This is a genomic window from Microbacterium esteraromaticum (assembly GCF_014084045.1).
In the GTDB taxonomy this organism is placed as follows: Bacteria; Actinomycetota; Actinomycetes; order Actinomycetales; family Microbacteriaceae; genus Microbacterium; species Microbacterium esteraromaticum_D.
In genome coordinates this window covers 217,975-239,351 of record NZ_CP043732.1, presented here as the reverse complement: position 1 = coordinate 239,351, position 21,377 = coordinate 217,975, and the positions used below count along the sequence as shown (strand labels likewise).

At 67.0% G+C, this 21,377-nt stretch carries 22 protein-coding genes; 14 read left to right on the top strand and 8 right to left on the bottom strand.

The features are described 5' to 3' along the window. Positions 1-18: 18 nt before the first annotated feature. Genes FVO59_RS16330 through FVO59_RS01115 form a run of 5 tightly spaced genes read left to right on the top strand, consistent with a single transcriptional unit; the run spans position 19 to position 4,593 of the window. Positions 19-249 carry a twin-arginine translocation signal domain-containing protein gene (locus FVO59_RS16330; protein WP_259363347.1) on the top strand — a complete coding sequence of 77 codons (231 nt, stop codon included), beginning with the start codon at positions 19-21 and terminating at the stop codon, positions 247-249. After that, positions 246-1,196 carry a polyamine ABC transporter substrate-binding protein gene (locus FVO59_RS01130; RefSeq protein ID WP_259363346.1) on the top strand — a complete coding sequence of 317 codons (951 nt, stop codon included), beginning with the start codon at positions 246-248 and terminating at the stop codon, positions 1,194-1,196. Before FVO59_RS16330 ends, FVO59_RS01130 begins: the two co-directional genes overlap by 4 nt. Next, the gene (locus FVO59_RS01125; RefSeq protein WP_182253830.1) at positions 1,189-2,073 is read left to right on the top strand and encodes an ABC transporter permease; all 885 of its coding nucleotides are present in this window, start codon (positions 1,189-1,191) and stop codon (positions 2,071-2,073) included. Before FVO59_RS01130 ends, FVO59_RS01125 begins: the two co-directional genes overlap by 8 nt. Beyond that, positions 2,070-2,933 (top strand): ABC transporter permease, encoded by an 864-nt coding sequence (locus FVO59_RS01120; RefSeq protein WP_182253828.1) that lies wholly within the window; start codon positions 2,070-2,072, stop codon positions 2,931-2,933. Before FVO59_RS01125 ends, FVO59_RS01120 begins: the two co-directional genes overlap by 4 nt. Before the next feature lies 1 nt (position 2,934). Further along, the gene (locus FVO59_RS01115; RefSeq protein ID WP_182253826.1) at positions 2,935-4,593 is read left to right on the top strand and encodes an amidohydrolase; all 1,659 of its coding nucleotides are present in this window, start codon (positions 2,935-2,937) and stop codon (positions 4,591-4,593) included. Between the two features lie 95 nt (positions 4,594-4,688). Here FVO59_RS01115 and FVO59_RS01110 read toward each other — a convergent pair whose 3' ends face one another. From FVO59_RS01110 to FVO59_RS01095, 4 genes are all read right to left on the bottom strand, one after another. Then, on the bottom strand, positions 4,689-6,056 hold the full coding sequence (locus FVO59_RS01110) for an aspartate aminotransferase family protein (protein WP_182253824.1): 1,368 nt from the start codon (positions 6,054-6,056) through the stop codon (positions 4,689-4,691). A gap of 72 nt (positions 6,057-6,128) precedes the next feature. After that, positions 6,129-7,289, bottom strand: a complete 1,161-nt coding sequence (locus tag FVO59_RS01105; RefSeq protein WP_182253822.1) for an acyl-CoA dehydrogenase family protein — start codon at positions 7,287-7,289, stop codon at positions 6,129-6,131. Next, positions 7,286-8,035 (bottom strand): alpha/beta fold hydrolase, encoded by a 750-nt coding sequence (locus FVO59_RS01100; protein WP_182253820.1) that lies wholly within the window; start codon positions 8,033-8,035, stop codon positions 7,286-7,288. The genes FVO59_RS01105 and FVO59_RS01100 overlap by 4 nt, the downstream gene beginning before the upstream one ends. Positions 8,036-8,044: 9 nt before the next feature. After that, positions 8,045-9,253 (bottom strand): MFS transporter, encoded by a 1,209-nt coding sequence (locus FVO59_RS01095; protein WP_182253818.1) that lies wholly within the window; start codon positions 9,251-9,253, stop codon positions 8,045-8,047. A 376-nt stretch (positions 9,254-9,629) separates the two neighbouring features. Here FVO59_RS01095 and nrdH point away from each other — a divergent pair, with 376 nt between their 5' ends. The 4 genes from nrdH to nrdF are packed head-to-tail and all read left to right on the top strand — an operon-like array spanning position 9,630 to position 13,469. Beyond that, positions 9,630-9,863, top strand: coding sequence for a glutaredoxin-like protein NrdH (gene nrdH, locus FVO59_RS01090; protein ID WP_182253815.1), 234 nt, complete (start codon positions 9,630-9,632; stop codon positions 9,861-9,863). Positions 9,864-9,873: 10 nt separating this feature from the next. After that, on the top strand, positions 9,874-10,308 hold the full coding sequence (gene nrdI, locus FVO59_RS01085; RefSeq protein ID WP_182253813.1) for a class Ib ribonucleoside-diphosphate reductase assembly flavoprotein NrdI: 435 nt from the start codon (positions 9,874-9,876) through the stop codon (positions 10,306-10,308). Continuing rightward, on the top strand, positions 10,290-12,449 hold the full coding sequence (nrdE, locus tag FVO59_RS01080) for a class 1b ribonucleoside-diphosphate reductase subunit alpha (RefSeq protein WP_182253811.1): 2,160 nt from the start codon (positions 10,290-10,292) through the stop codon (positions 12,447-12,449). Before nrdI ends, nrdE begins: the two co-directional genes overlap by 19 nt. A 39-nt stretch (positions 12,450-12,488) precedes the next feature. Continuing rightward, entirely contained in the window at positions 12,489-13,469 is a 981-nt protein-coding gene (gene nrdF / locus FVO59_RS01075; RefSeq protein ID WP_182253809.1) for a class 1b ribonucleoside-diphosphate reductase subunit beta, read from the top strand. Positions 13,470-13,610: 141 nt separating this feature from the next. On the opposite strand, the gene FVO59_RS01070 is transcribed toward nrdF, so the two are convergent. After that, a complete protein-coding gene (locus FVO59_RS01070) occupies positions 13,611-14,066 on the bottom strand; it encodes a GNAT family N-acetyltransferase (protein ID WP_182253807.1) in 456 nt (151 codons plus the stop codon). A 113-nt stretch (positions 14,067-14,179) separates the two neighbouring features. Here FVO59_RS01070 and FVO59_RS01065 point away from each other — a divergent pair, with 113 nt between their 5' ends. Further along, the gene (locus FVO59_RS01065) at positions 14,180-14,806 is read left to right on the top strand and encodes a flavin reductase family protein (protein ID WP_182253805.1); all 627 of its coding nucleotides are present in this window, start codon (positions 14,180-14,182) and stop codon (positions 14,804-14,806) included. Between the two features lie 51 nt (positions 14,807-14,857). Here FVO59_RS01065 and FVO59_RS01060 read toward each other — a convergent pair whose 3' ends face one another. Further along, positions 14,858-15,238 carry a VOC family protein gene (locus FVO59_RS01060; RefSeq protein ID WP_182253803.1) on the bottom strand — a complete coding sequence of 127 codons (381 nt, stop codon included), beginning with the start codon at positions 15,236-15,238 and terminating at the stop codon, positions 14,858-14,860. Between the two features lie 187 nt (positions 15,239-15,425). On the opposite strand from FVO59_RS01060, the gene FVO59_RS01055 reads away from it, so the two are divergent. After that, entirely contained in the window at positions 15,426-16,553 is a 1,128-nt protein-coding gene (locus FVO59_RS01055) for a fatty acid desaturase family protein (RefSeq protein WP_430736342.1), read from the top strand. Positions 16,554-16,563: 10 nt separating this feature from the next. Here the strand turns inward: FVO59_RS01055 and FVO59_RS01050 are convergent, their stop codons facing one another. Together FVO59_RS01050 and pgi are read right to left on the bottom strand one after the other, a co-directional pair. Beyond that, positions 16,564-17,175 carry a flavodoxin family protein gene (locus FVO59_RS01050; protein WP_182253799.1) on the bottom strand — a complete coding sequence of 204 codons (612 nt, stop codon included), beginning with the start codon at positions 17,173-17,175 and terminating at the stop codon, positions 16,564-16,566. Positions 17,176-17,290: 115 nt separating this feature from the next. Beyond that, the gene (pgi, locus tag FVO59_RS01045) at positions 17,291-18,973 is read right to left on the bottom strand and encodes a glucose-6-phosphate isomerase (RefSeq protein WP_182253797.1); all 1,683 of its coding nucleotides are present in this window, start codon (positions 18,971-18,973) and stop codon (positions 17,291-17,293) included. Between the two features lie 92 nt (positions 18,974-19,065). Here pgi and FVO59_RS01040 point away from each other — a divergent pair, with 92 nt between their 5' ends. From FVO59_RS01040 to FVO59_RS01030, 3 genes are all read left to right on the top strand, one after another. Beyond that, on the top strand, positions 19,066-19,995 hold the full coding sequence (locus FVO59_RS01040; RefSeq protein ID WP_182253795.1) for an aldo/keto reductase: 930 nt from the start codon (positions 19,066-19,068) through the stop codon (positions 19,993-19,995). 78 nt (positions 19,996-20,073) lie between these two features. Continuing rightward, positions 20,074-20,898: a sulfurtransferase gene (locus FVO59_RS01035; RefSeq protein ID WP_182253793.1), complete on the top strand. Its 825-nt coding sequence runs from the start codon at positions 20,074-20,076 to the stop codon at positions 20,896-20,898. Positions 20,899-20,935: 37 nt separating this feature from the next. After that, positions 20,936-21,307 carry a PLD nuclease N-terminal domain-containing protein gene (locus FVO59_RS01030; protein ID WP_182253791.1) on the top strand — a complete coding sequence of 124 codons (372 nt, stop codon included), beginning with the start codon at positions 20,936-20,938 and terminating at the stop codon, positions 21,305-21,307. Positions 21,308-21,377 lie beyond the last annotated feature (70 nt).

Genomic DNA, 21,377 nt, shown 5'->3' with positions numbered 1-21,377 from the left:
GCACGAAGGAGTGCTCCCATGAACGACAACAGCATCCGCATCCTCGCCGACAGCAGTATCGCGCCGGTCGTCCGCCATCAGCTCACCCGCCGCGGGTTCATCGGCGTCGTGGCCGCGCTGGGTGCCGCCGGGGTTCTCACCGCCTGCTCGCCCGGTGGCTCGGGGAAGCCCGCCCCCCGAGCCACCGGCGGCGCCGTGGAGGACAAGCTCTCGATCTACAGCTGGGGGAGTACGACGCCCCCGAGGTGATCGAGGCGTTCACGAACGACGAGGGTGCGAAGGTCGTCATGGACACCTTCAACTCCAACGAGGAGATGATCGCCAAGCTCGTCGCCGCCAAGGGCACCAGCGGCTACGACCTCGTCGTGCCGACCGGAGTGTTCATCCCGCAGATGATCGAGAACGGTCTGCTCGCGAAGCTCAACCTGGACCTCATCCCGAACATCGAGCACATGGATCCCGCCTTCCTCGGTCGCGCGTGGGATCCGAAGAACGAGTACTCCATCTGCAAGGCCTGGGGCACCACCGGGTTCGTGTACGACAAGACCGTCATCACGCGTGAGCTGAAGACGTGGAGCGACTTCATCGACGCGGCGAAGAACGAGGCGTCGGGCAAGACCTCGGTGCTCGATGACCCGGCGCCCCTCGGCGGCATCTACTACTGGGCCAACGGCATCGACTGGAACACCACCGATCCCGCCGATCTCGACGCGTGCGAGAAGTTCCTCGTGGAAGAGCTGGCACCGCACATCTCGGCATTCGACTCGTACCCCGGCGGCGCGGCGATCCCGCAGGCCTCGCACGTGCTCATGCAGTCGTGGAACGGCGACGCCCGCATCGGCATCCAGGAGTCGCCCGACCCCGACCGCTGGCAGTGGGTGCTCGGCGCGCCGGACACCGAGCTGTGGATGGACAACTGGGCGCTGGTCGAAGGGGCGCCGCATCCCGAGGCCGCGCATGCCTTCCTGAACTACATCCTCACGCCCGAGAACCAGCTCGCGCAGGTCGACTACATCGGCTACGACACGGGAGCTGCGGGCATCAAGGCCGCCGCAGAGGAGGCGGGTCTCGAGATGCTCGACATGGTGTTCTTCGACGAGGCTCAGGTGAAGACGATGCACGAGGGCAAGGTGACCGAGGCTCAGGCGCGCGTCGTCGAGATCTGGAACAAGACCAAGGCCGCTGCCGGTGCGTAGTCCTCGCTTCGGGCTGGCTGTGCCCGCGTGGGTGTGGCTGGCGCTGTTCTTCATCGCGCCCATCGGGATGGTCGTGTGGTTCAGCTTCGGCTACAAGCCCGGCATCTTCGGAACGCACGCCAACGACGTGCTCTCGTTCGACCGCTATGCCGAGGCGATGTCGCCGACGTTCTTCGCGACCTTCCAGAACACGCTCTGGGTCGGCATCATCGGCACCGTCCTGTGCCTGCTGATCGGCGGGCCGGTCGCGTACTGGATGGCAGTGAAGGCGCCACCCTCGCGTCGCGGGCTGCTCATCGCGCTCGTGATGGTGCCGTTCTGGACGAACTTCCTGGTGCGAACGCTCGGCTGGCAGGTGATCCTCTCGCCCGAGGGATGGCTCTCATCGCTGCTGCAGGGGATGGGAGCGATCGACGGACCGATCGAGGTGCTCTACACCCGCACGGCCGTGCTGATCGGCGTGGTGTACAACTACCTGCCGCTGATGATCCTTCCGCTGTACGTCGCGTTCGACCGCGTCGGCACGCCGCTGCGCGAGGCCAGCAAGGACCTCGGCGCGAACGGCGTGCGCACCTTCCTGCAGGTGACCGTCCCGCTCGCGCGGCCCGGCATCATCGCCGGTGTGCTTCTGGTGTTCATCCCGCTGATGGGCGACTACATCACCGCGACCGTCCTCGGCGGGGCGCAGGGCAACATGATCGGCCAGCTCGTGGCGAGCCAGTTCGGCACCGCGCAGAACTGGGCGCTGGGCTCGGCGATGGCCGTGCTGCTGATCATCGTGATCATGCTGACGATCGGGGTCGCCGCAGGGATCCTCTGGCTGATCTCCCTGCCCTTCAGAAACCGCAGCCGGCTCGTCCTCGGGGAGGCATCATGAGTGACATCCGCACTCGCCGTCGCGGCACCGCCGTGGGCGATCGCCTGCTGGGCATCTGGTCGATGGCGGTCTACGCGTTCCTGTTCCTTCCGATCGTCGTCATCATCATCGCCTCGTTCAACTCGGGCCGCCTGCTGGTGGCGTGGGACGGCTTCAGCTTCGCGCCGTTCGCCGCGCTGGTGGAGAAGCCGGTGATCCGCGATGCGGTCATGGTGTCGCTGCGCACCGGTCTGATCGCGGCTCTCTTCGCCGCCGTGCTCGGCACGCTCGCGGGGATAGCCATGGCACGGCGCCCAGGCAAGTGGGTGTGGTGGTTCCTCGGACTGCTTCTGCTGGTCTCGGTGACGCCCGAGATCGTCGACGCCGTCGCGCTGCTGCCCTGGCTCGTCTTCCTCGGTCAGGACCTCGGCCTTTCGATGTTCAACGACGGCACCGTGCGCCTCGTGGTCGGTCACTCGCTGTTCTCGATCGCGATCGTCTCGTACATCGTGCGGGCGCGACTGGTCGGTCTCGACGCGCGCCTGGAGGAGGCCTCGGCCGACCTGTACGCACCGCCGGTGCGCACCTTCCTCAGGGTGACCCTGCCGCTGGCGATGCCGGCAGTGCTGGCGGGGTTCCTGCTCTCGTTCACGCTCAGCCTCGACAACACGGTCGTCTCGGCGTTCGTGCAGGTCTCGGGCACGACGCCCTGGCCGGTGTACGTGCTCAGCTCGTTGCGCAGCGGGCTGCGGCCCGAGATCGCAGCGGTGTCGACCGTGATGCTGCTGCTGACGCTCGTCTCTCTCGCGCTCGTCGCGTATGTGCTCAAGCGCGCGGGCGACTCCACGACCGAGATCGCCAGGACGATGGCAGGAGGATGACATGACCCACGCCGACCTCGTGTTCACCGGCGGCGCCTACGGCGGCCGCGTGTTCGTATCGGACGCGTCGCGGTCTCGCGCTGACGCGGTCGCGGTCAGCGGCGGGCGGATCGTCGCACTCGACCGCGACGCGGTCGCGCTGATCGGGCCAGGCACCGAGGTGGTCGACCTGGAGGGGCGGATGCTGCTGCCCGGCTTCCAGGACGCCCATGTGCACCCGCTGTGGGGCGGACTCGACATGCTGCGCTGCGACCTCGCCGACCTGTCGACCCAGGATGCGTATCTGCAGCGCATCGCGGAGTATGCAGCCGGGCATCCGGACGACGGATGGGTGCTGGGCGGCGGCTGGCAGATGTCGGCCTTCCCCGGCGGCACGCCGACGGCCGCAGCTCTCGACCGCGTGGTCCCCGACCGGCCCGCCTTCCTGCCCAACCGCGACGGGCATGGTGCGTGGGTGAATTCGCGTGCGCTCGCCCTCGCCGGGATCACACGCGACACCCCGGATCCCAGCGACGGACGGATCGAGCGCGACGCCGCAGGCGAACCCACCGGCACGCTGCACGAGGGCGCGATGGGGCTGGTCAACAGACTGTTGCCCGCCGAGCCGCCCGAGCGACTGCGCGAGGCGCTGGCCGTGGGGCAGCGGCATCTGCACTCGTTCGGGATCACCGCCTGGCAGGACGCCATCGTCGGCACGCAGTACAGCGATGCGGGCGATCCGCTGCCGGTGTACATCGCGGCGGATCGTGCCGGCGAGCTGACCGGCCGTGTGGTGGGCTCGCTGTGGTGGGACCGCACACGCGGACTCGAGCAGATCGACGACCTCGTCGCGCTGCGCGAGAGCGCCTCGGGCGGACGCCGCTTCGCCGCGACGAGCATCAAGATCATGCAGGACGGCGTCGCCGAGAACTTCACGGCGTCCATGCTCGAGCCGTACTGCGACGGGCACGGGCATCCCACCGAGAACGCCGGCATCTCGTTCGTCGATCCCGAGGTGCTGAACGAGGCGGCGGCGCGACTGGATGCGCTGGGGTTCACCCTGCATTTCCATGCCATCGGAGACAGGGCGGTGCGCGAGTGCCTCGATGCCGTCGAGACCGCGCTGCGTCGCAACGGTCCGCTCGGCAATCCGCACCACATCTCGCACATCCAGGTGGTGCATCCCGACGACGTGCCTCGGTTCCGCCGGCTCGGAGTGACGGCCAACATGCAGATGCTGTGGGCCACGCTCGAGCCGCAGATGGTCGACCTGACACTGCCGTTCCTCGGTGATCAGCGCTCCAGCTGGCAGTACCCGTTCGGCGATCTGCTGCGCTCCGGTGCCGCGCTCGCCGCGGGCAGCGACTGGTCGGTGTCGACTCCCGACCCCATGGCCGCGATCCACACGGCGGTCAACCGCCGGTCGGCTCCTTCGGAGTGGGAGGGCGACTACCCGCCGTTCCTTCCTGAGCAGGCCATCGACCTCGGCACCGCACTGCAGGCGTACACCGCGGGTTCGGCGCGGGTGAACAGCCTGTCCGAGACCGGCGTGATCCGGGTCGGGATGCTGGCGGACCTGGCGCTGCTCGACCGAGACCCGTTCGACGCGCCCGCCGCCGAGATCGGGAACACCCGTGTGCTCGGCACCTGGGTCGAGGGCGAGCAGGTCTTCACCGCCTGAGTCGCTGCTGTCGCCGAGACCCCGCCTTAGCGCCGAGACCCCCAGGTATGGACGTACATACCTGGGGGTCTCGGCGATATCTGGGGGTGTCGGCGTCAGATGATGCGGGATGCCTCGCCGAGCACGCCTCGGAGGATGTCGCCGATCTCGCGGAACTCCGCCGGCCCGATCGTCAGCGGCGGGGCGAGCTGGATCACGGGGTCGCCGCGGTCGTCGGCTCGGCAGTACAGACCCGCGTCGAACAGGGCCTTCGAGAGGAAGCCGCGCAGCAGGCGCTCGGACTCCTCGGCGTCGAACGTCTGCTTGCTCGCCTTGTCCTTGACCAGCTCGATGCCGAAGAAGTAGCCGTCGCCGCGCACGTCGCCGACGATCGGCAGGTCGAGCAGAGTCTCGAGCTCGGCGCGGAACAGCGGCGAGTTCTCGCGGACGCGTGCGTTGAGGCCCTCTTCATCGAAGATGTCGAGGTTCGCCATCGCGACCGCAGCCGAGACCGGATGCCCGCCGAAGGTGTACCCGTGCGGGAAGAAGGTGTCGCCCTGGGCGAACGGCTCATAGATCCGGCTCGAGATGATCGTGGCTCCGATGGGGGAGTAGCCGCTCGTCATGCCCTTCGCGCAGGTGATCATGTCGGGGACGTAGTCGAACGCGTCGCAGGCGAAGGTGTGGCCGAGACGGCCGAATGCGCAGATGACCTCATCCGACACGAGCAGCACGTCGTGGCGGTCGCAGATCTCGCGCACGCGCTGGAAGTATCCGGGAGGGGGCGGGAAGCATCCGCCCGAGTTCTGCACGGGCTCGAGGAAGACCGCGGCGACCGTGTCAGGCCCCTCGAACAGGATCATCTCCTCGATGCGATCCGCCGCCCATCGTGCGAAGGCGTCGGGCTCGGACGGGGCGCCCATCTCGTCGGCGCGGTAGATGTTCGTGTTGGGCACCCGGAACCCGCCTGGCGTCACCGGCTCGAACATCTCCTTCATCGCCGGGATGCCGGTGATCGCCAGCGCGCCCTGGGTGGTGCCGTGGTAGGCGATCGCTCGGGAGAGCACCTTGTGCTTGCCCGGCCGGCCCCGAAGCCGCCAGTACTGCTTGGCGAGCTTGAACGCCGTCTCCACGGCCTCGCTGCCACTGGTGGAGAAGAACACGCGGTCGAGGTCGCCGGGGGCTTCGGCGGCGAGCCGGTCGGCCAGCTCGATGGCTGCGGGATGCGCATACGACCACAACGGGAAGAATGCGAGCTCCTGGGCCTGCTTCGCGGCCGCTTCGGCGAGGCGGCGCCGACCGTGGCCGGCGTTGACGACGAAGAGGCCCGCGAGCCCGTCGATGTACTTCTTGCCGGCCGAGTCCCAGATGTGGTGACCCTCGCCTTTGACGATCACCGGCACATCGGATGACGCCACCGTCGACTGACGAGTGAAGTGCATCCAGAGATGATCCTTCGCTTTCCGCTGCAGTTCCGTGTTCATGTGTCGATATTGACACTGAAAGCACACGATGACAACAGAATTCGAAGTCCGAGCGCCTGTTCGCCTGCGGATTCAGCTCTCGAGCGGTCCCAGCCATGCCGATGCGGCCGTCGAGTGGGCCGACTCGGGGTCGGACGGGTGGAACATGCCGGCCAGGACGTCGCGGTACAGTCGCGAGAGCTCATTCGACGAGAAGTACGATCCGCCACCGGCGACGAGCATCGCCTCGTCGACGACCTGCTTCGCCATCACGACCGCTCGATGCTTCAGGCCCGACAGCAGCGTGAACCATCGCGGCCCGTGATCGGCGAGCTCATCGACGTCGTGCGCGAGCGCCGCGATCTGCGGCGGCAGGGCATCGTACGCGAGGGCCATCTCGGCGATCCGCCACCGGATGTCGGGGTCCTGGCTGTAGGCCACGCCGGTCTTCTTCGAACGGCGCCCCTTCGCGGCGTCGACGGCGAGATCGAGGCCGCGGCGTGCGATGCCCGTGTAGACGGACGCGAGCAGGATCTCGAAGACGCTGAAGATGCCGAACACGATGGGGTCCGGATTCGGGCCGGGATCGATCCGGCGCACCACGTGCTCGGCCGCTGCGACCGAGCCGTTCAGGCGGGTGGTGCGGCTCTGCGTGCCGCGCATGCCGAGGGTGTCCCAGTCGTCGCTCGTGGTCACCGCATCGGTGCGTTCCACGAACGCGAACACCAGCTTCGGTGCATCCGGGCTCGTCGTGTCGAGGCCGTGCAGGCCGAGCTTCGTCCAGACCGGCGCAAGAGAGGTGAAGATCTTCGTGCCGGTGAAGGCGTACCCGCCGTCGGACTGGGGGACCGCCGATGTGTCGCTGCCGAACAGCACGAGATCGTTGCCGCCCTCGCTGATCCCGAAGGCGAACACCTCGCCCGCTGCCGCGCCGTCCTGCACGAACTCGAGCCCGGTCACGCCTCGGTCGGAGAAGACCTTGGCGACTCCCGTCCACACCAGATGCATGTTGATCGCCAGCGCCGTCGCCGGCGCCGCGGATGCCAGGCGCTGCTGCAGGATCGCCGCTTCGGCGAGGCCGAGACCGGCACCGCCGCGTTCGCGCGGCACGAGGATCTTCAGGTAGCCCGCGTCGCGCAGCTCGTCGAGGTCTCGCTGAGGGAACGTGTTCTCACGATCGTGCACGGCCGCGCGCTCGCGGATCCGCTCGAGGAGGTCGTCGGGGAGGTGATGGCGGGGATCGAATGCGCTCATGACAGGGCCTCCAGGATCTGACGGATCGTCTCGTCGGGGCGATCGCGATGGGGTGAGTGCCCGGCGTCCGGCACGATCGACATCGTGATGTGCGGGTTCTCGAGCACAGACTCGGCGAGCTCGCCGGTGAACAGGCTGTATACGCCGGGGTCGGCTCCGACGATGTGGGTCGGGATGCCGAGGAGCGCAGCTTGCGCACGCACGTCCCACGGATCGTTCTGCGCGCTGGTCTGCTCGACGGCCCAGCGGCTGGCCCGCAGCACGGCGTCCACCTTCAGCTCCACGTCCTGCGGATGCCAGTCGGGGTGCTCCGCACGCACGGACTCCACGTCGGGGGACGCGAACGCGCGCTTCTGGCTGCGTCGGATGATCCCCTCGTCGCGCCCGGCGACGTGGATGGCAGGGTCGATCAGCACGAGTCGCCGCGCCCATCCGGATGCCGTGGTCGCCGCGACCACGGTCGATGCGCCGCCCAGGGAATGGCCGATCACGGCATCCCACTCCCCGCCGCCCTCCGGGCGCGCGGCTGCGACGTCGGCGCCATATGCGGCGACGGTGTAATCGAGCGCACGGGGCGCGTCGCCGTGGCCTCGCAGGTCGACGGCGGTGGCCTTCCATCCGGCATCCGCGAGGGCGGTGCCGACCCGCCACATCAGCGCGGCGGACGACCCCAGGCCGTGGACGAGCAGGGCGCGGCGCGGGCCGTCGCCCCACACCAGACGAGGAAGAGTGAGGGGTGCTGGCACGCCACCAGCCTAGAGCCGGGCCGTCTGGATCGGCTCGGTGTCGGGATACGGTGCGGGATCGCGGTGACGCAGATCGGGGAATGCGCGGACGAACACTATGGAGACCGCGAGACCCACGAGCGCGAACAGGGCGGCCGCGAGGTACGCGCCGCGGGGACCGGACTGATCGATGAGGATGCCGGCGACCGCGGAGCCGGCAGCCGCGCCGATCAGCTGCCCTGTGCCCGCCCAGCCGAACGCCTCGGCGGTCTCGCTGAACTTCACGCTCGCCGTCGTGATCGCGAAGAGCACGGCCAGCGCCGGAGCGATGCCGACGCCCGCGAGCACGAGAGTTCCGCCGAGCCAGAAGATGTCCAGCGAGACCATCGTCAGGCCGAGCCCGATGGTCACGATGAGCAGGCGCCGGGCCATCGCCCAGGGCCCGATCGGAATGTGACCGAACGCGAGTCCGCCCACCAGGCTGCCGACCGAGAAGACCGCGAGCACGAGACCGGCCTCGAGGCCGCCATGGCCGAAGGTCGCGACGACGCCGACCTCGACCGCCGCGCATGCGCCGATGAGCAGGAAGCCGATGACGGTCGCGAGCATCACCGGCGGCTTGAGCACCACGCGTCCGAACGCGCGGCGGCTGCGAGGGATGCGCACGCGACCGACCTCGGGGGAGAGGATGAACCAGGCTCCGCCCATCACGAGGATGGCGGCGACGAGGAGCAGGCCCTGCACCGTCCCGACCTGAGTGGAGACCACGGTGATGACGACAGGGGCGACGATCCAGATGATCTCCTGCAGTGACGCGTCGAGTGAGAAGAGAGGCGTGAGCTGGCCGGCGTTGACGAGCTTGGGATAGATGGTGCGCACGGCCGCCTGCACGGGCGGGGTCGACAGGCCGGCGAGCAGGGCGAAGACCATGTACCCGGGCAGGGAGAGTGGCAGCAGCGCGAGACAGAGCACCGCGAGCACGCACACCATCAGCGTGAGGGTGAGCACGCGGCGCATTCCCCACGCGCCCATCCAGCGGCTCGTGACGGGCCCCGCGACGGCCTGGCCCACCGAGGCCGCGGCGAGCACGATGCCCGCGGCGCCGTACGATCCGGTCTGCTGCTCGACGTGCAGCAGGATCGCCAGACTGGTCATCCCGTTGGGGAAGCGCGCCACCAACTGCGCGGCGATCATCCGCGCCACTCCTGGGGTGCGAAGAAGGTCCCGATATCCCGCCATCAGAAGAGGCTATCCGGCGCGCGGGGACGGACGCGATGCGCCGGACGGGCGACACGCCGCGACACGCCGAAGGCGTCTCTCCACAGGAAATCGGATGTCGGTGGCCGGGCGTACCGTCCTGCCTGTGGATGGATCGGGGAGGGGGTGGCGAGACCCGCGTGAATCCGCGGTCCGAGCGGCTTCTCGGAGCCGTCCGACCTGTGGAAGAAAGCGTGGACAAGCTGTGTTGTATCTGGGGAAGGCAGTGGAAAACTACACGGATGTAACTACTACCCCTTGTGGTCGCTTCCAATGTCCGTCCCCATATGTAGTATTGAAGTCCCGGCGGGGGGTCTGCCGGAAAACCACCTGGATTAGAGGGGAATCAGACATCACCATGTCGATCACGGTCTACACCAAGCCTTCCTGCGTGCAGTGCAACGCGACCTACCGCGCCCTCGACGCCAAGGGCATCGAGTACGAGATCCACGACCTGTCGGAAGACGCCTCGGCGCTCGAGCAGGTCAAGGCGCTCGGCTACATGCAGGCGCCCGTCGTCGTCACCGACGAGGACCACTGGTCGGGCTTCCGTCCCGACAAGATCGACGAGCTCGCAGCCCGTCTCGCCTGAGGCGCCGACCATGAGCGCTGTCGCGACCGCGGTGCCGCTCCTGGTCTACTTCTCGAGCGTGTCGGGCAACACCGCGCGATTCATCGAGAAGCTCGGACTGCCGGCCCGCCGCATCCCCCTGCACCGCAGCGAGGAGCCGCTCGTCATCGACGAGCCGTTCGTCCTCGTCACCCCTACCTACGGGGGCGGGCAGGGGCGCGGCGAGGAGAAGGGCGCAGTCCCCAAGCAGGTCATCCGGTTCCTCAACGATGAGCACAACCGGCGCCACATCCGCGGGGTCATCTCCGCAGGCAACACCAACTTCGGCGAGGCGTTCTGCCTCGCCGGCGAGATCATCAGCCGTAAGTGCAAGGTGCCGCACTTGTATCGGTTCGAAGTATTCGGCACACAGGACGACGTCGATCGCGTGAGCGACGGATTGGAACGATGGTGGAAGCGACAGTGACAGACGCAGTCGAGTTCAAGGTGAACCCCGCGTACGAGGGGCTCGACTATCACGCCCTCAACGCGATGCTCAACCTGTACGACGCGAACGGCAAGATCCAGTTCGACGCCGACAAGCGGGCCGCACGCGAGTACTTCCTGCAGCACGTCAACCAGAACACGGTGTTCTTCCACTCGCTCAAGGAGCGCCTGGACTACCTCGTCGAGAAGGAGTACTACGAGGGCGCCGTCATCGAGCAGTACTCGTTCGACTTCGTGCAGAAGCTCAACGACCTCGCGTACTCGAAGAAGTTCCGCTTCGAGACCTTCCTCGGCGCGTTCAAGTACTACACCAGCTACACGCTGAAGACCTTCGACGGCAAGCGCTACCTCGAGCGCTTCGAGGACCGCGTCGTCATGACCGCGCTCGCGCTCGCCGAGGGCGATGAGCAGGTCGCGATCGACCTCGTCGAGGAGATCATCTCGGGCCGCTTCCAGCCGGCCACCCCGACCTTCCTCAACGCGGGCAAGGCGCAGCGCGGCGAGCTCGTCAGCTGCTTCCTGCTGCGCATCGAAGACAACATGGAGTCGATCGCCCGCGGCATCAACTCGTCGCTGCAGCTGTCGAAGCGCGGCGGCGGCGTCGCCCTGCTGCTCTCGAACATCCGCGAGTCCGGAGCGCCGATCAAGCAGATCGAGAACCAGTCGTCGGGCATCATCCCCGTGATGAAGCTGCTCGAAGACAGCTTCAGCTACGCCAACCAGCTGGGCGCGCGTCAGGGCGCAGGTGCCGTGTACCTCAACGCGCACCACCCCGACATCATGCGCTTCCTCGACACCAAGCGCGAGAACGCCGACGAGAAGATCCGCATCAAGACCCTCTCGCTGGGCGTCGTCGTCCCCGACATCACCTTCGAGCTCGCCAAGAAGGGCGAGGACATGTACCTGTTCTCGCCGTACGACGTCGAGCGCGTCTACGGCGTGCCCTTCGGCGACATCTCGGTGACCGAGAAGTACCACGAGATGGTCGACGACTCGCGCATCAAGAAGACGAAGATCAACGCGCGCGAGTTCTTCCAGACCCTCGCCGAGATCCAGTTCGAGTCGGGCTACCCGTACATCATGTTCGAGGACACGGTGAACAAGGCGAACCCGATCAAGGGCCGCATCAACATGTCGAACCTGTGCAGCGAGATCCTGCAGGTGAACACCCCGACCTCGTACAACGACGACCTGTCGTACGACCAGATCGGCAAGGACATCTCGTGCAACCTCGGCTCGATGAACATCGCCCTGGCGATGGATGCCGATGACCTGGGCAAGACCGTCGAGACCGCGATCCGCGCGCTGACCGCCGTCAGCACCCAGAGCCACATCACCTCGGTGCGCTCGATCGAAGACGGCAACGACCGCTCGCACGCCATCGGCCTCGGCCAGATGAACCTGCACGGCTACCTGGCCCGCGAGCGCGTCTTCTACGGCTCCGAAGAGGGCATCGACTTCACGAACATCTACTTCTACACCGTGCTGTTCCACGCGCTGAAGGCGTCGAACACGCTCGCCATCGAGCGCGGCGAGACCTTCGACGGCTTCGAGGACTCGACGTACGCGTCGGGTGAGTTCTTCGACAAGTACATCGACCAGGCCTGGGTGCCCGCGACCGACAAGGTCAAGGAGCTCTTCGCCGGCAAGTTCATCCCTGCGCAGCAGGACTGGATCGAGCTGCGCGACAGCATCCAGAAGCACGGCATCTTCAACCAGAACCTGCAGGCGGTGCCGCCCACCGGATCGATCTCGTACATCAACAACTCGACGTCATCGATCCACCCGATCGCGTCGAAGGTCGAGATCCGCAAGGAGGGCAAGCTCGGCCGCGTGTACTACCCGGCGCCGTTCATGACGAACGACAACCTGGAGTACTACCAGGACGCGTACGAGATCGGCTACGAGAAGGTCATCGACACGTACGCCGCGGCCACGCAGCACGTCGACCAGGGACTGTCGCTGACGCTGTTCTTCAAGGACACCGCAACCACCCGCGACATCAACAAGGCGCAGATCTACGCATGGCGCAAGGGCATCAAGACGATCTACTACATCCGTCTGCGTCAGCTCGCCCTCGAGGGCACCGACATGACCGAGTGCGTCAGCTGCATGCTGTGATTGCCTTCTGATCAGGGATTTTAGAACAGGAACGATGAATTGACTCCCTCACCGAAGCTCACGCTGATCGACCACGTGCAGGCGATCAACTGGAACCGCATCGAGGACGAGAAGGATCTCGAGGTCTGGAACCGCCTCGTGAACAACTTCTGGTTGCCCGAGAAGGTGCCGCTGTCCAACGACGTGCAGTCGTGGAACACGCTCACCGCCGACGAGCAGCTGCTCACGATGCGCGTGTTCACCGGTCTCACCCTGCTCGACACGATCCAGGGCACCGTAGGCGCCGTGTCGCTCATCCCCGATGCGATCACCCCGCACGAGGAGGCGGTGTACACCAACATCGCGTTCATGGAGTCGGTGCACGCCAAGAGCTATTCGTCGATCTTCTCCACCCTGTGCTCGACGAAGGAGATCGACGAGGCGTTCCGCTGGTCGGTCGAGAACCAGAATCTGCAGAAGAAGGCGCAGATCATCGTCGACTACTACCGTGGCGACGACCCGCTCAAGCGCAAGGTCGCCTCGACGCTGCTGGAGTCGTTCCTGTTCTACTCGGGCTTCTACCTGCCGATCTACTGGTCGTCGAAGGCGAAGCTGACGAACACGGCCGACCTCATCCGCCTCATCATCCGCGACGAGGCCGTGCACGGGTACTACATCGGCTACAAGTTCCAGAAGGGCCTCGAGAACGAGACCGAGGAGCGCCGCCAGGAGTTGAAGGACTACACCTTCAACCTGCTGTTCGAGCTCTACGAGAACGAGGTGCAGTACACGCAGGACCTCTACGACGGCGTCGGCCTGACCGAGGACGTCAAGAAGTTCCTGCACTACAACGCCAACAAGGCGCTGATGAACCTCGGCTACGAGCCGATGTTCCCCTCCACGGTCACCAACGTGAACCCCGCGATCCTCTCGGCCCTGTCGCCGAACGCCGACGAGAACCACGACTTCTTCTCGGGGTCCGGCTCGTCGTACGTGATCGGCAAGGCCGAGGCCACCGAGGACGACGACTGGGACTTCTGATAACCGCTGGTCAGCGGGTTAAATCCTGAGATCGATAACGCCCCCGGCGGCCGCTCGTCACGAGCGGGAGCCGGGGGCGTTTCGTGTGTCTGCCCACACATTTCCCACACCTCGTGCGAAGCAGCAGCGTGCGCGCTGCGCTCAGGCGAGAGCGAGGTGGAGAATCGGGTAGGGTCGGCCGTCGCCGTCGAGCTCGCTTCGCCCGATCTGTACGAAACCACGGCTCAGATAGAACCCGAGACCGTTCAGATTCTGCTCATTCACGTCGACCTTGGTCACGCCGTGGCTCTTGACCGCCTCAGCGAGCAGACGTGAGCCGATGCCCATTCCCCGGGCTTCGTCAGAGACGAAGAGCATCTCAAGGTTCCCGTCTGCGACGCCGGCGAAGCCGACGGCAGCACCCTCCCGCTGGGCGACTATGAGTTCGACTGCGGGGAAATACAAGGACGCCAGATTGCCTTCGATTCGGGCGAAGTCGGCTTCGTCGAGGAAGTCATGCGTGGCTCGAACGGCACTCCGCCAGATCTCGACCAGTCGGGGGTATTCGCGTGCCCCATGAGCAGGTCTGAGGGTGACGTGACTGTTGGTGTCGGGCATTCGATCATCTTGGCCGAAAGCGCTCCCCGACACCAAAGCGTCAGGGGTGATAAACGAGATGCCCGCGCATCGGGAAGACGCACCGGGCCATCTCGCTGGCCGAGAATGGAAGGATGCAAAGAACCAGGGACGTCGATCTGCCGGTGCTGTACTTCGGGACTCCTGTCGCATTGATCACGACGATCAATCCTGACGGGTCGTCGAACATCAGCCCGATCTCCTCAGCATGGTCGTTGGGCGACCGCTACATGCTCGGACTGGGCTCGGAAGGTCAGGCGTGCGCGAACCTGCAGCGCGTCGGCGAACTGGTCATCAACCTCCCGTCCGCCGATCTGGCGCCCGCTGTCGAGGCGATCGCACCGACCACCGGCCGCACCCCGGTACCCGAAGACAAGAAGGCCAGCTACCGTCATGAGCCCGACAAGTGGAGCCTGGGCGGCTTCACACCCGTCGGCTCACAGGACGTCCTTCCGCCTCGAATCGGCGAGTGCCCCGTGCAGATCGAGGCGCGCGTCGCGCAGCTCATCGAGATCGACGGCGGCAGCGCGGTCGCAGTCGAAGCTGAAGTCCGTCGTGTCCACGCGCACGAGAGCATCCTGAGAAGTCAGGGGCCTGATCGTGTCGACACTGAGAAATGGGAGCCGCTGTACTACAGCTTCCGTCACTACTTCGCTCAGGGCCCTCGCGTCGGCACGAACTTTCGGGCCTCCCTGCTCGATGAGCCCGCAACCGTCGCGTGATCGCGGATCACAGGAGGGGGCGGATGCTGGACGCATCCGCCCCCGGCCGCATCAGCCCTGTGCGCCGTAATCGGGCAGCTGCTGCAGAGTCCAGGTGTTGCCGTCGGGGTCGTCGAAGGTGACGAAGCGCCCCCATGCGAGATCGTCGACACCGCTGGCGTCGACACCGACCGACCGCAGGTGAGCGAGCGCCTCATCCGCATCGGGCACCACGACCTGGATCGTGTTCTGCTGCCCAGGCTGCAGATCGATTCCCAGGCCGGTGCCGAACGCGATCGAGCACGCCGATCCCGGCGGGGTCATCTGCACGAAGCGCAGCTCGTCGTTCACCTGCTGATCGTGATCGGCGTTGAACCCGACCTTCACGTAGAAGTCCTTGGCTCGGTCGACATCGGTCACCGGCACGAAGATGAGCTCGATCTTCCAGTCCATGTTCCTGCGCCTTCCTCGAGATACGGGAGCGGGCGCGCCCCCGCGGTCACGCTACTCGGGGCCACCGACATCCGCGAGGGCTCGACACATGCCTCGCGCCGCATACCGACCCGCGTAGCGTGGGCACCAGCGATCGGCATCCGCCCTTGGCTTCCACAGCTCAAGGGCATCCGATCGGCAGGAGAAGATCATCACTTCCACCCCCCTCGACATCGACGTCGACCCCGGCGCGGCCACCCTCGGACCGATTCGCCAGACATACTCCGGTACGGCGGAGTTCCCTCCGATGGCGCATGCCTACAAGCAGGTGTCGCAGGTCGTGCGCGAAACGGGCCTGCTGCGACGCGCTTCGTGGTTCTACATCATCGTGGCGGCCGGCATAGCCGTCGCATTCGCGGGCTGCGTCGCCGGGTTCATCCTGCTCGGCGACAGCTGGCTGCAGCTGCTGATCGCGGCGGCTCTCGGCATCATCTTCACCCAGGTCGCCTTCCTGGCGCACGAGGCGGCCCATCGGCAGATCCTCGACGGCGGACCGGCGAACTTCCGACTCGCGCGCGTCCTCGCCGGCATCGTCGGCATGAGCTACGCCTGGTGGGATTCGAAGCACACCAAGCACCACGGCAACCCGAACCGCGTGGGCAAGGACCCCGACATCGAGGTCGACACGATCTCCTTCCTCGATGAGGACGCGGCGCGCTCACGCGGCTTCATCCGCATCATCACCCGCAGGCAGGGGTGGCTGTTCTTCCCTCTGCTCACACTCGAGGGACTCAACCTGCACTACCTGAGTCTCAAGCACCTCGTGTCGCAGCGCGCGGTCAAGGGCCGCTGGACCGAGCTCGGCATCATCGCCCTGCGCTCTGCCATCGTGTTCGTGCCCGTCTTCCTGCTGCTGCCTCTCGGCATGGCGTTCGCCTTCGCCGGCGTCATGCTGGCGGTCTTCGGCGTGTACATGGGGGCGTCGTTCGCGCCGAACCACAAGGGCATGCCGATCATCCACCCGGATGCAAAGCTCGACTTCTTCTCGAAGCAGGTGCGCACCTCGCGCAACATCTCCGGCGGCTGGTGGGCCACCGCGCTGATGGGCGGGCTGAACTACCAGGTGGAGCACCACCTGTTCCCGAACATGCCGCGTCCGCACCTGTCGAAGGCCCGCGCCATCGTCCGGGACTACTGCACGGCGAACGGTGTGCCGTACACCGAGACGAACCTGCTGCGCTCGTACGCGATCGTGATCGAGTACCTCAATCGCGTCGGGCTCGCCGCGCGCGATCCGTTCGACTGCCCCGCAGCCATGCAGCTCCGCCGGGCCTGACGCACGCGTCTCAGACCTGCGGGTATCCGGTGCCTTTCAGCATCCGGGCAAGGTGAGCGGCGTTGGCCGCTGCGGTCGTGATGGACTGCGCGACCTTCTCGGGCGTCTCGGGAAGATCCTTGTAGTCGGTCTTCTGCATCGCCTCGCCGTTCCAGTAGATCGACCCCTGTGCGGGGATCGTGAAGCCCACGTCGTTCAGCGACTGGAACACGATCGCCGCGATGTGATGGGCGCCGTCCTCGTTGCCGACGACGACGGCCAGCGCGACCTTGTCGAAGAGGATCGGCCGACCCGCATCGTCGGTCTCGCTGAGCTCGGCATCCAGCCGCTCGAGCACCCTCTGGGCGACGCTGGAGTGCTGACCGAGCCATGTCGGCGTCGCGAACACGAGGATGTCGGCTGCGAGCACTCGTGCGCGCAGGTCGGGCCACTCATCGCCATGCCCCATGTCGGTCTGCACGCCGGGGCGGATGTCGTGGTCGACCGCTCGGATGCGGTCGGCCGCCACCCCGTGCTCGGCAAGGGCGTTCAGCACCTGCTCTCCCAGCACATGGGTGCTCGATCCGGCCGGCGACGGCTTGAGGGTGCAGTTGATCAGAAGGGCGCTGAGCGTGTCATCCATGCCGGGCACGGTACGCGCTGACGCCGGATGCCGTGCAGGGCCTTTCGGATGCCGGGGCGATGCGCTACCCGCTGAGCGCTTCTCGCCGGAGGAAGCGGGAGTTCGACCGCCCGGCTCAGCGCTTCCGGTTCGCCTGGTAGTACGCGAGCAGGGCCTTGGTCGAGGGGTCCTGCGCGGCCAGGGCATCCGTATCTCCCTCGATCGCCGGGGCGATCTGCAGGGCGAGCTGCTTGCCCAGCTCGACACCCCACTGGTCGAAGGAGTTGATGCCCCAGATCACGCCCTGCGTGAACGTGATGTGCTCGTACAGGGCGATGAGCTGGCCGAGTACGCCCGGGGTCAGCGACGGTGCGAAGATCGACGTCGTCGGGCGGTTCCCGGGGAACGTGCGTGCGGCGACCAGCGCTCCGGTGGTGCCCTCGGCCTCGACCTCCTCTGCCGTCTTGCCGAACGCGAGCGCCTTGGTCTGCGCGAGGAAGTTCGCCAGGAACAGGCCGTGCACGTCGCGGCCGTCGTCGGCGAGCGGGTACGCCGGATTCACGAAGGCGATGAAGTCTGCGGGGATGAGACGCGTGCCCTGGTGGATCAGCTGATAGAAGGCGTGCTGGCCGTTGGTGCCGGGCTCGCCCCAGAACACCTCGCCGGTGTCGGTCGTGACGGGCGAGCCGTCCCAGCGCACCGACTTGCCGTTGGACTCCATGGTCAGCTGCTGCAGGTAAGCGGCGAACCGGCTGAGCTGCTGGGCGTACGGCAGCACGGCGTGCGACTGCGCCCCGAGGAAGTTCACATACCAGACGTTGAGGAGCCCCATGAGCACGGGCACGTTCTGCGCGAGCGGTGTGGTGCGCACGTGCTCGTCGACGGCGTGGAAGCCTGCGAGCAGCTCACGGAATGCAGCCGGCCGGAAGACGATCGCGAGCGACAGCCCGATCGCCGAGTCGACCGAGTAGCGACCCCCGACCCAGTCCCAGAAGCCGAACGCGTTCTTCGGATCGATGCCGAAGGCCTCGACCTTGTCGAGGGCGGTCGATACCGCGACGAAATGGTGCGCGACGGCACCCTTGCGGCTCGCGTCGTCGTCTTCCATCGCACCGGATGCCGAGAGACCGGCCCACAGCCAGTCGCGTGCGAGGCGCGCATTGGTCAGGGTCTCGAGAGTGGTGAAGGTCTTCGAAGCGACGATGAACAGCGTCGTCTCGGGGTCGAGGTCCGTGGTCTTCTGCGCGATGTCGGTCGGGTCGATGTTCGACACGAAGCGCGCCTCGATCCCGGCGTCGGCGTACGGCTTCAGCGCCTCGTAGACCATCACCGGTCCGAGATCCGATCCGCCGATGCCGATGTTCACGACGTGGGTGACCTTCTTGCCGGTCACGCCGCGCCAGTCGCCTGAGCGCACCCGGTCGGCGAACGCCGACAGCGACGTCAGCACAGCCTGCACATCGGCATCCACGTCCTGGCCGTCGACGACGAGCGCAGGCGTCGCGCCCTCAGGGCGGCGCAGCGCGGTGTGCAGCACGGCGCGATCCTCTGTCGTGTTGATGTGCGCGCCGTCGAGCATCGCCTCGTAGCGCTCGGCGACGCCGGTCTGCTCGGCCAGGCGCACGAGGGAAGCGACGATCTCATCGGTGACCAGGTTCTTCGACAGGTCGACGTGCAGATCGGCGAGGGGCAGCGACAGGCGCTCGACGCGAGTCGGATCCTCGTCGAACCATGCACGCAGGTCGGGTGAGAACGAGTCGCTTATGGCCGACAGCTCAGCCCAGGCGGATGTGGACGTGGGATCGATCGGTGCGCTCATGCAAGCAACGTTAGCGCCGGAGCCCTGCCGTCGTGCCGTCGATGTCATCGTCGGCACAGGACGGTAGCGTGGTCTGCGGACCAGGAGGAACGATGAAGACAGTGCCGTTCGGAACCCGCAACGCGCCCGCGGTGATCGCCGGAATGATGCGCATCCCCGACAAGACGGATGCAGAGGTCCGCGAGCTGTACGACACCGCCCGCTCGGCGGGGATCGACTTCTTCGATCACGCCGACATCTACGGCGGCGCCATGCACGTCTGCGAGGATCGCTTCGCCTCGGCCCTGCAGCTCAGCGCGGCGGAGCGGGAGGAGATCGTGCTGCAGACCAAGTGCGGCATCGTTCCGTCGCAGCAGATGTTCGACTTCTCGTACGAGCACATCATGACCCAGGTGGATGGGTCGCTGGCGGCTCTGCGCACCGACTACATCGACGTGCTGCTGCTGCACCGCCCTGATGCCCTGGTCGAGCCCGACGAGGTCGCCAGGGCCTTCGACGAACTCGAGGCCGCGGGGAAGGTGCGCGCGTTCGGTGTGTCGAACCACACGCCGCGGCAGATCGATCTGCTGCGGACGGCGGTCACGCAGCCCCTCGTCGCGAACCAGCTGCAGCTGTCGATCACCCACTCTCCGGTCATCGCCCAGGGGATGGCGATGAACATGGCAGGGGAGGAGCAGAGCGTCGTCCGCGACGGCGGCGGCATCGTCGAGTACTGCCGCATCAACGCGATCACCGTTCAGGCGTGGTCGCCCTTCCAAGCGGGATTCTTCGACGGGGTCTTCCTGGGAAACCCGAAGCACTCCGAGCTGAATGCGGTCATCGACCGGCTCGCGACGAAGTACCGCGTGACGCCGACGGCGATCGCCACGGCGTGGATCACCCGCCACCCGGCGCGGATGCAGGTTGTGCTCGGAACGACCACCCCGCAGCGCGTGATCGACGCGGCGGCGGGCGCCGACGTCGAGCTGACCCGATCCGAGTGGTACGAGCTGTTCCGCACAGGCGGGCACATCGTCCCCTGATGAACCAGGAGGCCGGTCCGGGACCGGTCCGAGTCCGGTCGGGGTCCCGAACGGATCCGAGCCCATAGAGGAGGGCCTATGCACCCGCTGATCTCCGCCGACGAGCTGCGCGCCGGCCTCGCCGAGACGCTCGTCCTCGACGCCCGCTGGTCGCTCGGCCGCACCGACGGGCGCGAGCAGTACCTCGCCGGTCACATCCCCGGTGCCGTCTTCCTCGACGTCACACGCGACCTCAGTCGCCACGGTGAGCCGCACGAGGGCCGGCACCCGCTACCCGACGACGCGGCGCTCGCCGCGGCCGCGCGCCGATGGGGAGTGCGCCGAGACGTGCCGGTCGTGGTCTACGACGACGACCGGATGCTTCCCGCGTCTCGCGCCTGGTGGGCGCTGCGCCGCGCCGGTCTCGACGTGCGGGTGCTCGACGGCGGATGGCGCGCCTGGCTCGCCGCGGGCGGCGAGGTCGAGACCGGCGAGACGACGGTGCCGGAAGGCGATGTGGTGCTCGGCTCGCCGGGCGACAGCGGCATCATCGACACGCGCTCGGCCGGCACGTGGCCGGATGCCGGTGTGCTGCTCGACGCAAGGGCGGCGGAGCGCTATCGCGGAGAGACCGAGCCGTACGATCCGATCGCGGGGCACATCCCCGGCGCGAAGAACCTGCCCATCGCCCGAGTGCTCACCGAGGACGGACGGTTCCGCTCTGCAGCCGACATCGCGGCGGCCTTCGACGCCGTCGGGGCGGAGGAGGGCACGGCGATCGCCGCGTACTGCGGGTCGGGCATCACCGCCGCGCAGCTCGCCCTCGCCGGCACGCTGGTCGGCCGCGACGTGACGGTGTACCCGGGGTCGTGGAGCGCCTGGTCGAACACACCTGGGCGCCCCGTCGCCACCGGCGCGGAGTGACGGAGCCGGCCCCGCACGGGTCGTCTACTCTGAGATCATGCCGTTCCTGTTCACCCTGATCGTCATCGCGCTGATGGTGTTCGCCCTCGTCGACATCATCCGCCGCGACGACAGCCAGGTGCGGTTCATGCCGAAGTTCGTGTGGCTGCTGCTGGTCGTCCTGCTGCCGTTCCTGGGGAGCGTGCTGTGGTTCGCGCTGGGGCGCGAATACCCCGAGGGCGGCATCCGTCTCGGCCGTCCCGCGCGCCGCGACGCGGCGGCGCCCCCTGTCGCTGCCGCGCCGCCCGCCGATCAGCGCACCACCGAGCAGCAGATCGCCGACCTCGATCGGGAGATCGAGGAGTGGCGGCTGCGGCAGGAGATCGAGAAGCGCAAGAAGGAGCGCGGCGACAGCGTGGCCGACGACTGAGCCGGCGCCCCGACGCCAGGGCGTCTCTGCATGATCGCTATGCAAAGAATCTATGCAAATAACTTGTGCA

What these genes read in the sequence shown, in the direction of transcription:
- FVO59_RS01105 (WP_182253822.1), bottom strand. Translation starts at nt 7,289, where the DNA reads ATGAGCGCATTCGATCCCCGCCATCACCTCCCCGACGACCTCCTCGAG.
- FVO59_RS01110 (WP_182253824.1), bottom strand. Translation starts at nt 6,056, where the DNA reads ATGAACACGGAACTGCAGCGGAAAGCGAAGGATCATCTCTGGATGCAC.
- nrdH (WP_182253815.1), top strand. Translation starts at nt 9,630, where the DNA reads ATGTCGATCACGGTCTACACCAAGCCTTCCTGCGTGCAGTGCAACGCG.
- nrdE (WP_182253811.1), top strand. Translation starts at nt 10,290, where the DNA reads ATGGTGGAAGCGACAGTGACAGACGCAGTCGAGTTCAAGGTGAACCCC.
- FVO59_RS01115 (WP_182253826.1), top strand. Translation starts at nt 2,935, where the DNA reads ATGACCCACGCCGACCTCGTGTTCACCGGCGGCGCCTACGGCGGCCGC.
- nrdI (WP_182253813.1), top strand. Translation starts at nt 9,874, where the DNA reads ATGAGCGCTGTCGCGACCGCGGTGCCGCTCCTGGTCTACTTCTCGAGC.
- FVO59_RS01060 (WP_182253803.1), bottom strand. Translation starts at nt 15,238, where the DNA reads ATGGACTGGAAGATCGAGCTCATCTTCGTGCCGGTGACCGATGTCGAC.
- FVO59_RS01030 (WP_182253791.1), top strand. Translation starts at nt 20,936, where the DNA reads ATGCCGTTCCTGTTCACCCTGATCGTCATCGCGCTGATGGTGTTCGCC.
- FVO59_RS01120 (WP_182253828.1), top strand. Translation starts at nt 2,070, where the DNA reads ATGAGTGACATCCGCACTCGCCGTCGCGGCACCGCCGTGGGCGATCGC.
- FVO59_RS01070 (WP_182253807.1), bottom strand. Translation starts at nt 14,066, where the DNA reads ATGCCCGACACCAACAGTCACGTCACCCTCAGACCTGCTCATGGGGCA.
- FVO59_RS01050 (WP_182253799.1), bottom strand. Translation starts at nt 17,175, where the DNA reads ATGGATGACACGCTCAGCGCCCTTCTGATCAACTGCACCCTCAAGCCG.
- pgi (WP_182253797.1), bottom strand. Translation starts at nt 18,973, where the DNA reads ATGAGCGCACCGATCGATCCCACGTCCACATCCGCCTGGGCTGAGCTG.
- FVO59_RS01065 (WP_182253805.1), top strand. Translation starts at nt 14,180, where the DNA reads ATGCAAAGAACCAGGGACGTCGATCTGCCGGTGCTGTACTTCGGGACT.
- FVO59_RS01040 (WP_182253795.1), top strand. Translation starts at nt 19,066, where the DNA reads ATGAAGACAGTGCCGTTCGGAACCCGCAACGCGCCCGCGGTGATCGCC.
- FVO59_RS01035 (WP_182253793.1), top strand. Translation starts at nt 20,074, where the DNA reads ATGCACCCGCTGATCTCCGCCGACGAGCTGCGCGCCGGCCTCGCCGAG.
- FVO59_RS01095 (WP_182253818.1), bottom strand. Translation starts at nt 9,253, where the DNA reads ATGGCGGGATATCGGGACCTTCTTCGCACCCCAGGAGTGGCGCGGATG.
- FVO59_RS16330 (WP_259363347.1), top strand. Translation starts at nt 19, where the DNA reads ATGAACGACAACAGCATCCGCATCCTCGCCGACAGCAGTATCGCGCCG.